This is a genomic window from Nocardia sp. NBC_00511, assembly GCF_045161165.1.
GTDB lineage: Bacteria > Actinomycetota > Actinomycetes > Mycobacteriales > Mycobacteriaceae > Nocardia.
Window position 1 is genome coordinate 78697 of sequence record NZ_CP107849.1, and the last position, 15146, is coordinate 93842.

Genomic DNA, 15146 nt, shown 5'->3' on the forward strand with positions numbered 1-15146 from the left:
GACGACCTACTGCCCGGATGGCTCAGTGCAGCAGAAGGGCCAGCACTGCCCGACTCAGCAGGAGTACTGCCCGGACGGTTCGGAGAAGCCCGCGAGTGGATCGTGCCCGGTGACGCAGTATTGCCCGGATGGTTCGGTGAAGCCTTCGAGCGGCAGTTGCCCAGCGACACAGCCGGAGTACTGCCCAGACGGGTCGGTGAAGCCGTCGAGTGGTTCGTGTCCCGTGACGCAGTACTGCCCGGATGGTTCGGTGAAACCCTCGAGCGGTTCATGTCCGGCGACGCAGTATTGCCCGGATGGTTCGGTGAAGCCTTCGAGCGGGTCGTGCCCGGCGACGCAGTATTGCCCGGATGGTTCGGTGAAGCCTTCGAGCGGGAATTGCCCGACCACACATCCGCAGACCTGCCCTGACGGTTCCACGAAGCCCGCGAGCGGGAACTGTCCCACCACGCAGCCGCAGACCTGTCCCGACGGTTCGGTGAAACCGGCGAGCGGGGTGTGCGTGACCGCGGGGGTGACGTCGCCGCCGGGTGGTGGGAATCAGCCTCCGCCGCAGGTGATTCCGCCGACCACGCCGGTCGTGACCACCGTGCCTGTCGCGCCTCCGACCACATCGGACGCGCAGCCGCCACCATCGACCACCCCGACTCCCGCTCCCGCCCAGACAACCGGGCTGTCATTGAATCCGGTCGCGGTGCCGCCGGGTGCGCAGGTGGTGGCCAGCGGAACCGGCTGTGATCCGGGCGCGTCCGTTCATCTGGCGATCGGGGGTGCGAACGGGGCCGACACCACGGCGCGTGCCGACGGCGGTTTCCAGGCGACGCTCGCCACCGGCGATACCGGGATCGGCCAGCACGAGGTGACCGCCGAGTGTGGCCGGAAGCTGGCCGCCCCCTTGGACATCGTGCTGGTCAGTCAGGTCGGCGGCGATGCGGGCACCATGACGGTGCTGCTGTTCTTCCTGCTGATCGGCGGGTGGTTCTACGGCCACCGCCTGGTGTCCCATCTCCCGGCTCGGAGGCCAAGATGACCGGCAGTGCACGTGGATCCATGGCGGCATCGGCCCGCGCACCCGGACTGATCTCGGGGTTGCTGCTCATCATATTCTTCTGTACCGCAACAATTTTGGCGGCCGCACCGGCATCCGCCGCCGGTACGGTGACCGCCGTGGCGACGCTGGACGGCCGGGCCATCGCGGGTGCGGGCGCGCGAAACCCGGTGCGATTGGATCCGAGCCGCGTCTCGCAGGTGGTGGTGGACGTCGCCAACGGCACCGACAAGCCGATCTCCATCCGCCGCGTCGACGTCACCGGTCACGTGCTCGGTCTGAACTTCTTCTCCTATTCCACGACAGTCGAATTGACGGTGGCGGCGGGTAAGACCGGCAAGCTCACCTACCGCCTGGATCCGGCGGGTCTGGACGGTCAGGCGACCGGGCTGATCGGCTCCGACTTCACGCTCATCGGCTCCGACGGGAAGCCGCTGACCGCCGAGCACACGGTTGTGGATGTGCGCGGGTCGATCGTGTCGGTGTACGGCCTGTTCGGGGTGATCATCGCGGTGCTGACCGCGCTCGCCATCGCCGACGCCGTCCTCACCGTTGCCCGCCAACGGCTTTCGGCCAACCGCTGGCAGCGCGGCCTGCGGCTGCTCGCGCCCGGCCTCGGAATCGGGCTGATGATCGGCTTCACCGCGTCGGTGGCGCGCTGGTGGGTGCCGGGGACCGCGCTGTGGCTGTCGCTGGCCGGTGTGGTGGCCGCCGTGTTCTTCCTGGTCGGATATCTCTCGCCCACACCGCGTCAGGCCGACGATCTGGGATTGGACGCCGAAGACCTCGCTGCGGCAAAGGAACTCGACGCCCACGGCTACCCTGCCGGACCGAATGCCCCCGGCGGGCCGACGGGCGGATCTCCGCCGCACGGCGGGACATTCCCCGACCTGGTGCCGGAAACCCCAGGGGGCGGTGGGTTCTCGGATCCGAGATTCGCGGCGCAGTGGGAGACCGCGCCGGAGCCGGGGCGTCGGGGTGTCGCCTTCCCGGACCAGGGCAATCGCGGTGGCATCCGCCCGGAGACCGAGACCCGGCGCATCGCACCCGGCAGCGCACCGCGTGGATTGCCGACCGTGATCGGGCCGAGCGGGCCCGGCGAGGGACCCACCGTCGTCGCGCCTGGAGCCCCGGTCCCGGGCCGTCGGGTCCGGTATTCCGGTGCGGGCATGAACGATTCGACCGTCGCGGGTCCGATCGCGCCACCCGGCCCCCGCACCGGCGAGACCACGATCGGCCGGTCCGCCGAATCCGGTGACGACGAGCCGACGATCCGCAGTGTCCCGCGCGATTCCGGGTCCGGGGGAGCGAAGCCATGAGACCGCGGGGAGCGAAACCATGAGCGTGGCCGACTTGACCGGTGCGGACATCGCCCGGGTGCGGGCGGCCCTGCCCGGATACGAGGTGGGCGGCCAGATCGGCCGCGGCGGTTGCGGTGTGGTGCTGGCCGGGGTGCATCGCGGACTGCGCCGCCGGGTCGCCATCAAACAGATTCCGCCGCAGTTCGCCCACGATGCCCAGGTGCGGCGGCGCTTCGTCGACGAGGCGCGGGTGATGGCGGGTCTGGATCACCCGCACGTGGTACCGGTCTACGACTTTGTCGAGCACGAGGACCTGTGTCTGCTGGTCCTGGAGTATCTGCCCGGCGGCACTGTCGAGAATCGTTTCGTCACAGCGGGTTTCGAGGCTACCGCGGCGGTCGCGGTGGCGCTGTCGTGCGCGGCCGGACTGGAGGCTGCGCATCGCGGTGGCATCCTGCACCGGGATGTGAAGCCGTCCAACCTGCTGTTCGCCGCGAACGGGACGCTGAAACTCGCCGATTTCGGGATCGCCAAGATCGTCGGCGGCGACGAGACACTGGTGACGCGCGCCGGGGAGATCATCGGCACCCCGTCCTACATCGCGCCGGAACAGGTGCGAGGACACCAGCTTTCACCCGCCACCGACGTGTACGCGCTGGCCACCATGCTCTATCAGCTGCTTTCGGGGGTGCTGCCCTTCCCGCCCGGCTCCGACGCGCTGTCGCTGTTGTTCGCCCATGCCTACGGGGACCCCGTTCCGCTGGGTAAGGTCGCTCCGTTCATCCCGCAGCCGATCGCCGAGGCCGTCATGCGCGGCCTGGCCCCGGACCCGGCCGAACGCTTCGACACCGCAGAGACGTTCGGCGTCGCCCTCGCCGAGCCCGCCGCCCACTGCTGGGGCGTGAATTGGCTTACCCCGGTGGGCATTCCGGTGATCGGTGCGGACACCATCGTCGCGGCAGCTACAGGCAGCGCTCGCGGCCCGAGAACTCCCGCACCGTACGGTCCGTCGCCAGCGCCGTACACCCCGCCACCAGGCAACCCCGTCGCGGGCCCGATGACACCCGGCCCGCGCTGGACCGGCACGGACTCGTCACCGAGTCGCCCGCGACCCGCGCCGTATGCCCGAACCGAGGACGGCAGAGGCCCGCGGACACCGCCCCCCGGTGCGCCCACTCGGACATCCATGGGTCAGCCGTTCGGCTCTCGTCAGATTCCGAATACCGCTGAGCCAAAGCAGCTTCCGAATCGTGGCGAGGAAACGGAGCGCGGCACCGAGGCCGGGCAGCGTGCAGGTCACGCGCCGTCGGCCATGCCACGGCGCGGAGATCCCGCTGCACCACAGGTCGGCTCGGGTGCTGGCCGGGCCATGTATCCGCAGATGCCGAGGCCCGGGCCGCAGGCACGCATGCGTCCACAAGAGCCGGTGCGGCACAGCGGTATTCGACTCGCCGATGTCGATCGGTCGGAGCTGCTGCCGGTGCAGCGGGTAATCACCCTGCCGTCGCCGCGGGTGCCGTTCCTGGCGGCGGCGGTGCTGATCGTGCTCCTCGGGGCGCTGGCGGTGCTCGGAGTCGGGTCACCGAGCCGGGATATGCCGCCTGCCGGGATGATTCAGATCGGCGGGGTCGATCCGGCGGTGGGAACCGTGGGCCTTGATCTGTCCAAGCCGATCCCTGTCACGGTTTCGGGCGGTGACGCCGACGCCGCGAAGCTCTCGGTGAACCTGCTCGGTATCCAGGCCGGCGGCACGAGTACCCCGTTGAGCGGCGGTACGGCGGAGTTGGCGGCACCGGTGAACCAGTATGTGCTGGCCGGGCATCTCACCGGTGCGGTCACCTTGTCCCACAATGGTTCCGACACCGCCACCTATCGGTTCGGGGTGCGCACCACGCAGCGTTCCACCACCACGGCGACCGCCGTCGCCACCCTGCTGCTGGTGTTGTTCGCGGCCGCCTACGCCGAATCCAACGCGCGCACACTGCGTCACGGCAGCGCCCGATTCTCCGCCACCGTCGGACTCGCGATCAGCACGGGACTGCTCGGTGTCGCGGCGGTGGCAGTGGCCTGGGTACTGCTGGGGCGTGAGCCGACGTTGCTGTCCGTCATCGCGTGTGCGGCCGTGGGTGCCGTCACGGGTCTGGCGCTCGCCACCGGTTGCCGCCGGGTCGGCAAACGCTTCCGGTACCTGCGGGTGCAGTTGCTGCGGGAGCGCGCCTGATTCGCTGCGCGGGAGCGCCCGATTTCACGGAAAAATACCCGGACAGCGGTAACCAACAGGCCGGTCACCGTCGATAGTTCCACGAGCGCATCATGATCGGCGCGCACGGGGCGGGGAGGTACAGCACATGGCGGGACGGCCGGTAATCGAGATCCGGGAATGGGGGCGGCCACCGCGGCGGCGGCAACTGGACGGGCCCATCGTCTTCGGGCGCGGCGGCGACGGGGAGGTGCTGGCCGACCACGGTGTGTCCCGGCAGCATCTGCGGCTGGTGCCGACACCCACCTCGCTGTCGGTCGCCGATCTGGGCAGCCGCAACGGCACCACCGTCAACGGGCTGGCGATCACCGGACGGCGAGAACTCGTCACCGGGGACGTGGTGCGGCTGGGGCGCGCCGAAATCCTCGTCTTGCACAGCCCGACCGGTGAGACCCCCGAATACGACGGATCCGTAACCGAACTCGGGACCGCCCCCGGACCCGCACCCCGGCCGCCCGGACCGGAACCGACGCCCGGCCGCGCGGTGGCACTGGCCAACCGGATCCTCGACATCGATGCCACCGGGACCCGGAACCTGTTCCCCGCCTTCACCGAACTGCCGCAGCGGGTGCCGCTGCGCGCCTGGCAGGCACTGCGATTCGTGAGCATCGCCGTCTACCTGGTCCTGATCGTCACCATGTTCGTGCGGCCCACGGCCGGACTGTTCTGGTTCTTCAAGGTGATCGTGCCGCTGCTGCCCGGACTGTTCCTGATCGCGCCGGGCCTGTGGCGCAACACCTGTCCGCTCGCCGCCACCAATCAGCTGCCGCGACTGTTCGGCTTCACCCGGGCGCTGACCCCGCCCGCCTGGTTGCAGCGGCGCGGATATCTGATCGCGGTCGCGCTGTTCTTCGGCATCGCCGGATCCCGGGTGGCTGGCCTGGATCGCAGCGGCGTCGCCAGCGGTGCGGTGCTGTCGGCGGTGCTGGCCGCCGCGTTCGCGGGCGGCGTCGTGTTCAAGGGCAAGAGCGGGTGGTGCAGCAGCATCTGCCCGCTGTTCCCGGTGCAGCGCGTGTACGGGCAGACACCGTTCGTGACGGTCGCCAACAATCACTGCCAGCCCTGCGTGGGCTGTGCCAAGAACTGCTTCGACTTCCAGCCGCGCGCCGCCTACCAGGCCGACATGGACGACAGCGAGAGCGGCTGGAGCGCACCGCGCAAGCTGTTCGCGGCCGCCCTGCCCGGGTTCGTGCTCGGATTCATGGTGCTCACGGGGTACGGGAATCTGCCACTGGCGCAACGGTATCTGGCGCTCGGGCTGTTCGTGCTGGTCGCGGTCGGGGTGTTCTTCGCGGTGGAGGCGGTCACCTCGGTGAGTGCGGCCGTACTGACCGCTGGGTACGCGGCGCTGGCCCTCAACATCTTCTACTGGTACGCGGGACCCGTGCTGGCCGCGTCGATCCACACCGTCACCGGTGTCGGGGTGGACTGGCTGCGCTGGCCGATCAGCCTGGTGGTGCTGGTGGCGACCGTACTGTTCCTGGCGCGCACGCGGGTGCGTGAACTCCAGTACGCGGTCACGACCGGTGCCCGCAGTGCGCCGGTACTGCTGCCGTTCCCCAAATCCCGTGCGGCCGTGGCGGAACCGGTGGCCCAGGCCGCACCCGTCAGCTTCGAGCCCGCCGGAGTCAGCGTGCCCGCCGAAACCGGTGCGAGCCTGCTCGATCTGGCCGAGCAGGCCAAGCTGACCATCGAATCCGGCTGCCGCATGGGCGTCTGCGGAGCCGATCCCGTCGCCGTGCTCGCGGGCGGCGACCGACTCTGCGAACCCACCCCGGAGGAACGGAATACGCTGCGCCGCCTCGGATTCGCAGACAACACCCGGATGGCGTGCTGTGCCCGCATCACCGACGGCGCGACCGGCGCGGTCCGGGTCTCGCTCACACCCGAACCTGGGCACGGAAACGGCAGCACGCCAGCGCATTTCGACCGCTCCATCATGAGCGTCGTGGTGATCGGCACCGGGATCGCCGGGGTCACCGCCGCCGACTTCCTGCGCCGCGGCCACCCCGACTGCGAAATTCACCTCGTCGGACGCGAATCCCACGACTTCTACAACCGCATGGGCATCTCCCGGCTCATCCACGGGCGCTCCGCCATGCAGGGCCTGTACCTGCAGCCCCCACAGTGGTACGAGGAGCATCGGGTCACGCCGTGGCTCAATACCCTTGCCACCCAGCTGGATACACGCGCACAACGGATCCGGCTCGGCACCGGGGACGTGCTGCCCTACGACCGGCTGGTGCTCGCCACCGGCGCGGCCGCCGCCCAGCCCGACATCCCGGGGCTCGGCCTGCCCGGCAGCTTCGTACTACGCGAAGCCGGGGACGCCCTGCACATGCGCGCCTACGCCCAGCAGCGCTCCTGCGGACTCGCGGTGGTCGCGGGCGGCGGGCTGCTCGGATTGGAAGCCGCTTACGCGCTGTATCAGCTCGGTTTGCGGGTGACGGTGCTCGAACGCGGAGAGCGGCTGCTGGGCAAGCAACTCGACCCGCGAGCCTCGGCGCTGGTGCACAGCCATTTCAGCCGATTCGGCATCGAGGTGCGGTACCGCGCCGAAACCGCCCGGGTGGCAGGCGATTCGACGGTGTCCGGAGTGATCCTGAACGACGGCAGCCGGATTCCGTGCGAGGTGTTCCTCACCGCCATCGGCATCCGCCCGAACATCGATCTGGCGCGGCGGGCCGGAATCCCGGTTCGCCGAGGCATTCTCGTCGACGACCGGATGCGGACCGGTGTGCCACACGTGTACGCGGCGGGAGACGTCGCCGAGCATCGCGACCGGGTGCTCGGACTGTGGCCGATCGCCGCGGAACAGGCACAGGCGGCGGCAGTCAATGCGCTCGGCGGTGATCAGGTGCTGACCGCGGAAACTCCAGCGACGATTCTGAAGGGTGTCGGCCTGGAACTGTTCAGCGTCGGCCGCGTCGAACCCGAAGCGCGCGACGAGGTGATCGTCGTGGATCGATCCGCGAACGGGTCCTATCGGCGGCTGGTGCTGTCGGAGGGGCGGGCAGCCGGAGCAATCGTCATCGGTCATCACCCCGCCGATGTGGCTGCGGCACAACAGGCTGTGAAGGGTCGGCTGCCGGTGCCTGCAGGCGTGCGCACCGCACTACAGCACGGCGACTGGTCGGTTCTGCAATGAGACCGGGTTCAGTGCGACTCCTGCGCGGTCCGGAAGGTCAGCACCCGCTCGCCGATCCGCAGACTCCAGCCCGGACGCAACTCCGTCGGCCGCTGCCCCACCCGCACCCAATCCGGTGCGCCCGGAGCCGCCATGAACGTCCCACCCGGCGTGCCCGCATCCCGCACGAACACCTTGCCCTGCTCGATATTCAGGCGCGCGTGCACCCGCGACACGTGCCGATCGCGGGGAATCACGATCGGTGACGCCGCCGCGCGCCGCACCGCCTCGTCGATCATCGGATCACGGCCGATCACATACTGGCGATCCAGGGGATACACGGCACCGTCCGCACCGGTGAGCGCGCCGCCTACCGCCGCCATATCGGAGGTGGGCGGCGGAGCCTCGCCGAAACTCTCGGCCTCCGGGTTATAGGCGGCGGTCGGTGGTTGATCGTCCGGATCCGGCCGCTCACCCGGCCTCGCCACCGCCCCCGAATTCGGTTCCCGCACCGGCTGCTTCGCCAACCGCGGACTGCTGGCTGGGCCCTGCGGCAAGCGTGGGCTGCTGGCGGGGTCTTGCGGGAATCGGGGGCTGCTGGCGGGGTCCCGGGGTAACCGTGGGCTGCTGGCCGGGTCCCGCGACAGCCGAGGACTGCTCGCCGGATCCTTCGGTAGCCGTGGGGCACTGATCGGATCCTTCGGCAGCCGTGGACTACTCGCGGGCTCACGGCCACCCGCCGGGTTCGGTACGGGTGGTGCGGGCTGGGCGTCCATGCGCACCGGGCGATCGGAGACCGACGGCGGCGCGGAAGCGGGTGTGGTTGCGGCAGTTCGGCGATCGCCTGGGCGGCTCCCGGGCTGTTCGGATGCACCCTGGCGACGGTCCCCGCCCTGCTCGGCTGGACCTTGCTCGCGGTCGACGCCGTGCTCGGGGGAAGGCTGCTGACGGTCCGGATCCGGTGAAACCTGCTGGCGGCGGCCGGAATCCGAGGAGGGGATGGGGGCCGATATGCGGGTGTGTGACGTGGTCGGGGTGGGGGAGCGGCGGGTGACGTCCGGGAGCGGTTCGGGCGCGGCGACTTTCGGCAGCGAACCACTGTTTTCGCGGGCGGCGAGTCCGAATACGGGGGCCTGCACGATGAAGCCGCCGCCCGCGACCACGCCCGCACGCAGGTCGGTGCGCGGGATCGGGGTGGGCGCGGCGCCGTCGGACAGTATCGAGATTCGGCGGACCGGGTCGCGGATGATCTCGTCGGCCCAGGTCATGGCGCGCTCACCGGAGAGCAGTCGGGGACCCTCCGGGCCGTCCACGGTGGCGCGTACGGAACCCCGCAGCAGCAGCAGGATGCCGCCGTCGGTCGGCGCGACCACTCCGAACGCGGGTGGTTGCGCCGACCCGCCGGTGAACACGGTGGCCAGCAGTCGCTGCGCGATCGCGACTCCCGGATCCGGTGCGTCCGCCGCGGTCTCGGCAGCGCCCAGCATGCGTTCGGTGGAGGTGCTCTCCCCGCTCAGAAACAGGATCACCGCGCCGAAGCGCGCGATCAGACCCGATCCGGCCACCAATCCGACCGTCGTCGGCATCCGGCCCATGCGCGCCTCCCTCGCCTGGCGCTGACAGCAACGCAGCCAAGCATAGGGCCGTTTCCCACCCGCCCGCAGCGACACGGAACCGGACGGATTGCCGTAATGCGCCCCGAACCGGCCCCGCGGGCGCGAGGATCGAGACACTGTGCCGGACGCACCCGGGCTCCGGCAGCACCGATGAGGACCGAATCATGACGGGCACCAGCTTCAGGACCGGAACCACCGTCGCCGCGGGCCTGGCCGCCCTCGCCGCCGCCACCGCACTGGCCGCCCCCGCGGGCGCCACCGGCACCCGCGTCGGCGTCGACCCCGGCATCAGCTTCGGCTCGGCCACCAACTACGGCACCGGCTGCGGCTACGACATCGACGGCTACGTCGATGACCCCAGCGCCCCGGTCGTCTTCTACGACAACACGGTCCCCTTCGCCTTCGCCTACCCCTCCGGCGGTCTGGCTCAGGCCCACTGGATTCCGGCGACCCCGGGCCCGCACCGGTTGCAGATCGTCCAGCACTCCCGGCCCGGCGACGATGTCTTCCCCTACGTGGACGTCACCGTAGGGGTCGGACTGCTCACCGGATCCGGTTGCGCCGTAACCAATTAGCCGCAGATCGTCCCGGGCCACACCGTCACGGACGGTCTCACCTCGCAGAAGACCGTGACCTGATCGTGCCCGCCACGGGTTCGGCACCCGTGGGTACTTCGCCAACTTCGACCGCATCGCCAGGATTCGTGCCGGCGACGCCCTCCGAAGCGCGGCTTCTCGGCAGAGACGGGCTGAATCGGACTTGTGCGATTGCGGAGTCGCTATCAGGACAGGGCTCGTTCGGCGGCCGGTCGGGCTGCCTTGCGGTCGGTGTCCACCAGTCCGATGCGGGTGCGGCGGTCGAGGAGGTCGCCTTCGTCGAGAGCGCCCTCGTGCTGGATGGCGAAGGCGAATTCGGCTGCGGTGACATCCATTCCGGGGGCGACCGGCTCGGCCAGCGCGGGGTCCTGCCGCACCAGTTCGAGGATGGTGTTCGCCTCGCTGCCGTAGCGCTCCACCAGTCGGGTGGGTGCCTGGATGGCGTCTCGGGCCGCACCCGAAACCGCGCCCACCAAAGGCAGATTCGTGGTGCGGCAGGGGGAGGCCGACAGCTCGGCATGGGCGACGGTGGCGTCCACGGTGTCCTGGGCCATGCGGCGGTAGGTGGTGAGTTTCCCGCCGACCACGGTGATCACGCCGGTGGGGGAGGTGAGGACGGCGTGTTCGCGGGAGATGTCGGCGGTGCTGTCGTCGCCGGTCTTCAGCAGCGGGCGCAGGCCCGCGAAGGTGCCGCGAATGTCATTGCGGGTCAACGGCTCTCGCAGGACGGTGTTGACCGTGTCGAGGAGGAAGTCGATCTCCGTGTCGGTGGCGTGCGGAACATCCGGCACCGGGCCGGGGGCCTCCTCGTCGGTGAGACCCAGGTAGACGCGATTGTGCGCGGCGGGGAAGGCGAAGATGAACCGGCTGGTGCTGCCCGGAATCGGCACCGTCAGCGACGCCGACAGGCCACCGAAGGCGGCGGCGTCGAACACCAGGTGGGTGCCGCGCGAGGGGCGCAGCTCGATGCTCGGATCCACCTGATCGGCCCACACACCGGTCGCGTTGATGACCGAACGCGCTGTCACGGAGCAGGTTTCGCCGGTCAGGCCGTCACGCAGGGTGGCCGAGGTGCCGGTGACGTCGGTGGCCTCCACCCGAGTCAGGATCGAGGCCCCCTCCCGGGCCGCCGTGCGCGCAATCGCCACCACCAGCCGGGCATCGTCGACCAACTGCCCGTCCCAGGCCACCAGGCCACCGCGCAGACCCGCGCGCCGAACCGTCGGAGCCATCCGCAGCGCCTCTGCCGCCGCCACCCGCCGGGAACGGGGCAGCACCGACGACGAGGTCCCCGCCGTCCGCCGCAGCACGTCTCCCGCCACGAACCCGGTGCGCACCAGAAGCTTCTGCGCGACACCGATATTCGGCAGCAACGGCACCACCTGCGGCAGCGCCCGGGTGAGATGCGGCGCGGTGCGGGTCAGCAGGATGTCGCGCTCCACCGCACTCTCGTGCGCGATGCCGACCCCGCCGCTGGCCAGATACCGCAGTCCGCCGTGCACCAGCTTGGAACTCCACCGGCTGGTCCCGAACGCCAGATCGTGCTTCTCCACCAGCACCGTTCGCAGTCCGCGCGACACCGCGTCCAGGGCGACCCCGACACCGGTGATGCCGCCGCCGATCACCAGCACGTCGACCGCCGCGCCGTCGGCGAGCGCGAGCAGCTCCTGTTGCCGCCGTGCACGATTCAGCGAAGACGGATCGATATGCGAATTGCTGGTCATGAGAAGGCCTTTCGATTCCGTGTCGAAGTCGAGAAGAGAGCGCGCGCCGCACGCGGGGCGGACAGGGGCGGCGTCCCGGGCCGGAAGTCGTGGAGCGTCGGGGTTTTCATCGACCCTCCTCTGGATCGCGCCGGAGGTAGCCGTGCAGCGCATGGGTCAGCTCGAGGTCCAGGTGCTCGGCGTCCAGCACCGGGGCGAAGGTGCTCGCGGACTGCACGGCCGACTGAGCGATGAGCAGCAGCATGGCCGCCATCTGCTCGGGATCCCCGGCGCGCACCGACCCGTCGCCCTGTCCCTCGCGGATGGCATCGGCGAACAGGGTGATCAGCGCGCGCTGGTTGCGGCCCAGCCGTTCGAAGACGTAGGTGAGCATGATGTCGGTGTCGGCGCGGAAGATCTTGGCGAACAACGGGTTCCGGCGGATCATCGCGCCACCGCCGACGATCGCTCCGACCAGGCGTTCCCGGGCGGTGCCGGTACTGGGTGCGGTGTCGGCGACGATATCGCGCAGTTCGCGCACGAGTAGGTCGGCGACCAGGGATCCGGTGTCGGGCCAGCGGCGGTAGACGGTCGGGCGGCTGACTCCGGCCCGGCGCGCCACCTCGGTGAGGGTGGTGCGGCGCACGCCGAACTCGGCCACGCACTCGCGGGCCGCGTCGAGGATCGCCCGGTCCACGGCGGAGGGCGGTTCGGTCGAGGTCATGATTGCCACCGCCGGGGGAGTAGGGACGTTACTGCTTGACATTCTATGACAGACTGTAACGCATGGTCGACACACAAGCAGCCGCCACCTCGACGGACAGTGCCGTCGTAGCAAACCCGGGCGGGCCGCAAGCCCGCCCGAGTATGGTGTGGGACGCCTGGGGCTCCCCGGCCGGACACAAACCACTGTCCGAGCAGATCCGGGGGCTACTCACCCAGGTTTTCGGAGTCTCCGGTGAGCCGGTGGCCCGTCGCGACGAGGGCGACGTGCCGCTGCCCGCATCGGCGCTCACCGCCGAACACCGAGCCGGACTCGCCGCGCTGGTCGGCGCCGAACGCGTGTCGACCGACCACCGCGACCGGCTGCTGCGCTCCGGCGGCAAATCCACCCCCGACCTGCTGCGCCGCCGCAGCGAAGGCCCGCAGGACGCCCCCGACGCCGTCGTCTTCCCCGGCGACCACGCCCAGGTCGCGGCCCTGCTCGAATACTGTTCGGCAGCGGGCATCGCCGTCGTGCCCTTCGGTGGTGGCACCAGCGTCGTCGGCGGACTCGACCCGGCGCGCGGCGGCTTCGACACCGTCATCGCCCTGGACCTCAACCGCCTCGACGCCCTCACCGAGGTCGACCCGATCAGCGGCACCGCCACCCTCGGCGCCGGTCTGTCCGGTCCACAGGCCGAGGAACTGCTTGCCCGGCAAGGTCTTTCGATCGGCCACTTCCCGCAGAGCTTCGAATACGCCACCATCGGCGGCTTCGCGGCCACCCGCTCCTCCGGGCAGGCCTCGGCCGGATACGGGCGCTTCGACGACATGATCCAGCGCCTCACCATCGCCACCCCCGCGGGCACCCTGGAACTCGGCCGCGCCCCCGCCTCGGCCGCCGGACCCGATCTGCGCGAACTGTTCTCGGGTTCGGAGGGCACACTCGGCATCATCACCGCCGTCACCCTGCGCGTGCACCCCGTCCCGGAGGCCACCGGCTACCAGGCCTGGTCCTTCCCCGACTTCGCCACCGGCGCGACCGCACTGCGCACCGTCATCCAGGCCGGGGCCGCACCCACCGTGATGCGACTGTCCGACGAAGCCGAAACCGGCCTCAACCTGGCACGCGCCGGAGACATCGGCGGCGCGGCCGTCGGCGGCTGTCTGGCCGTCACCACCTTCGAGGGCACCGCCGCACACGTCGCCGCCCGCAGCGCCGAAGCCACCGCACTGCTGACCGCCGCCGGGGGCACCGCACTCGGCGAAACCCCCGCCCGCGAATGGGAACACGGCCGCTTCGCCGCCCCGTATCTGCGCGACTCGCTGCTGGACGTCGGCGTACTGTGCGAAACCCTCGAAACCGCCACCACCTGGGCCAATCTCGCCAACCTCAAGGCGAAGGTCACTGCCGCGCTGACGGATTCGCTCACCGCGCAGGGCACCCCCGCCCTGGTCATGTGCCACATCTCGCACACCTACCCGACCGGTGCGTCGCTGTACTTCACCATCGTCGGCAAGCAGGCCGAGGACCCGATCGCTCAGTGGGCCATCGCCAAACGCGCCGCCGGTGACGCCATCGTCGCGGCCGGCGGCACCATCACCCACCACCACGCCGTCGGCGCGGACCACCGCCCGTGGATGACCGACGAGATCGGCGACCTGGGCGTGCGCGTGCTGCGCGCGGTCAAGCAGGCCGTGGACCCCGCCGGAATCCTCAACCCCGGCAAGCTGATTCCGTGACCGGACCCGGCCGATAGCCCGAGGCTGATAAGGACTACAGCGTGACAAGTATTCGCTCCATCGCCCTGGTGACCAACCCCTTGTCCGGGCACGGCAAGGGCGCGGAGGTCGCGGTGGCGGCCGCCGACCAGTTCGCCGCACGCGGCATCCAGGTCACCGTCGTGCACGGGGACTCCGCCGCCGACACCGAACGCCTGCTGCGGGAGACCCTCGCCGACCCCGCCACCCGCCCCGACGCCGTGGTGGCGGCCGGTGGTGACGGCCTGGTCTGCGTCACCTTGCAGGCCGTCGTGGGCACCGGCATTCCGTTGGGCCTGGTCCCCGGTGGCACCGGCAACGACCTCGCCCGCGAACTCGGTATCCCGGACGAGACCACCGCGGCCGTGGACGTGGTGCTGGCGGGCAAGACGCGCACCGTCGATCTGGGGACCGTGGCGGCCCAGCCGATCGGCAAGTCGTCCGGTGCGGGCAGTCCGGTCCTCGGCGCCGGGGCCGACGCCACCCACCCCGCCCTCGACGCCACCCGGCCGATCTGGTTCGCCACCGTCACCGGAACCGGACTCGACGCGCGAGTCACCTTGCGCGCCAACGAGATGCGCTGGCCCAAGGGGCCGATCCGCTACACGCTGGCGGCCCTGCTCGAGCTCGCGGGCAAACTGGCCGTCCCGTACCGCATCGAACTCACCGGCTCGCCCGACCATCCGGACGGCACCGTGCTCGAACTCGACGCGTGCATGGTCGCGGTCGGCAACACCCGCACCTACGGCGGCGGCATGCTCATCTGCCCCGACGCGGAGATCGACGACGGGCTGCTGGACCTCACCGTGGTCGGGGCCATGTCGCGGCTGGACATGATCCGGCTGTTGCCCACGCTGTCCTCGGGCAAGCGCATCGACCATCCGGCAGCGGTCCAGTACCGGGCCGCCGAGATCCGGCTCACCGCTCCGGGCGCGCCCGCCACCGCGGACGGCGATCCGGTCGGCATGCTGCCCGCAGTATTCCGGGCACAGGCGGGCGCACTGGACGTGCTCGTACCCTGACCCTCGATAC

Annotated in this window: 11 protein-coding genes; 7 read left to right on the top strand and 4 right to left on the bottom strand. The window is 70.5% G+C overall.

What is annotated here, in order from left to right; translation table 11 throughout:
* Positions 1 to 54: 54 nt before the first annotated feature.
* Entirely contained in the window at positions 55 to 450 is a 396-nt protein-coding gene (locus tag OG300_RS00430) for a hypothetical protein (RefSeq protein WP_405490927.1), read from the bottom strand.
* A 130-nt stretch (positions 451 to 580) separates the two neighbouring features.
* On the opposite strand from OG300_RS00430, the gene OG300_RS00435 reads away from it, so the two are divergent.
* From OG300_RS00435 to OG300_RS00450, 4 genes are all read left to right on the top strand, one after another.
* Positions 581 to 1030 (top strand): hypothetical protein, encoded by a 450-nt coding sequence (locus OG300_RS00435; RefSeq protein WP_405490929.1) that lies wholly within the window; start codon positions 581 to 583, stop codon positions 1028 to 1030.
* Positions 1027 to 2367: a hypothetical protein gene (locus OG300_RS00440; RefSeq protein ID WP_405490931.1), complete on the top strand. Its 1341-nt coding sequence runs from the start codon at positions 1027 to 1029 to the stop codon at positions 2365 to 2367. Before OG300_RS00435 ends, OG300_RS00440 begins: the two co-directional genes overlap by 4 nt.
* Before the next feature lie 19 nt (positions 2368 to 2386).
* On the top strand, positions 2387 to 4570 hold the full coding sequence (locus OG300_RS00445; RefSeq protein WP_405490933.1) for a protein kinase domain-containing protein: 2184 nt from the start codon (positions 2387 to 2389) through the stop codon (positions 4568 to 4570).
* 127 nt (positions 4571 to 4697) lie between these two features.
* Entirely contained in the window at positions 4698 to 7757 is a 3060-nt protein-coding gene (locus OG300_RS00450; RefSeq protein WP_405490935.1) for an FAD-dependent oxidoreductase, read from the top strand.
* 8 nt (positions 7758 to 7765) lie between these two features.
* Here the strand turns inward: OG300_RS00450 and OG300_RS00455 are convergent, their stop codons facing one another.
* Positions 7766 to 9331, bottom strand: a complete 1566-nt coding sequence (locus OG300_RS00455; protein WP_405490937.1) for an FHA domain-containing protein — start codon at positions 9329 to 9331, stop codon at positions 7766 to 7768.
* A gap of 185 nt (positions 9332 to 9516) precedes the next feature.
* Here OG300_RS00455 and OG300_RS00460 point away from each other — a divergent pair, with 185 nt between their 5' ends.
* Positions 9517 to 9927 carry a hypothetical protein gene (locus tag OG300_RS00460; protein ID WP_405490939.1) on the top strand — a complete coding sequence of 137 codons (411 nt, stop codon included), beginning with the start codon at positions 9517 to 9519 and terminating at the stop codon, positions 9925 to 9927.
* A gap of 206 nt (positions 9928 to 10133) precedes the next feature.
* Here OG300_RS00460 and OG300_RS00465 read toward each other — a convergent pair whose 3' ends face one another.
* Both OG300_RS00465 and OG300_RS00470 read right to left on the bottom strand, forming a co-directional pair.
* On the bottom strand, positions 10134 to 11672 hold the full coding sequence (locus OG300_RS00465; protein ID WP_405490941.1) for a glycerol-3-phosphate dehydrogenase/oxidase: 1539 nt from the start codon (positions 11670 to 11672) through the stop codon (positions 10134 to 10136).
* Between the two features lie 106 nt (positions 11673 to 11778).
* A complete protein-coding gene (locus OG300_RS00470; protein ID WP_405490943.1) occupies positions 11779 to 12417 on the bottom strand; it encodes a TetR/AcrR family transcriptional regulator in 639 nt (212 codons plus the stop codon).
* A 20-nt stretch (positions 12418 to 12437) separates the two neighbouring features.
* On the opposite strand from OG300_RS00470, the gene OG300_RS00475 reads away from it, so the two are divergent.
* Positions 12438 to 14096 (top strand): FAD-binding oxidoreductase, encoded by a 1659-nt coding sequence (locus OG300_RS00475; protein ID WP_405490945.1) that lies wholly within the window; start codon positions 12438 to 12440, stop codon positions 14094 to 14096.
* A gap of 41 nt (positions 14097 to 14137) precedes the next feature.
* A complete protein-coding gene (locus tag OG300_RS00480) occupies positions 14138 to 15136 on the top strand; it encodes a diacylglycerol/lipid kinase family protein (protein ID WP_405490947.1) in 999 nt (332 codons plus the stop codon).
* The last annotated feature ends 10 nt before the right edge of the window (positions 15137 to 15146 follow it).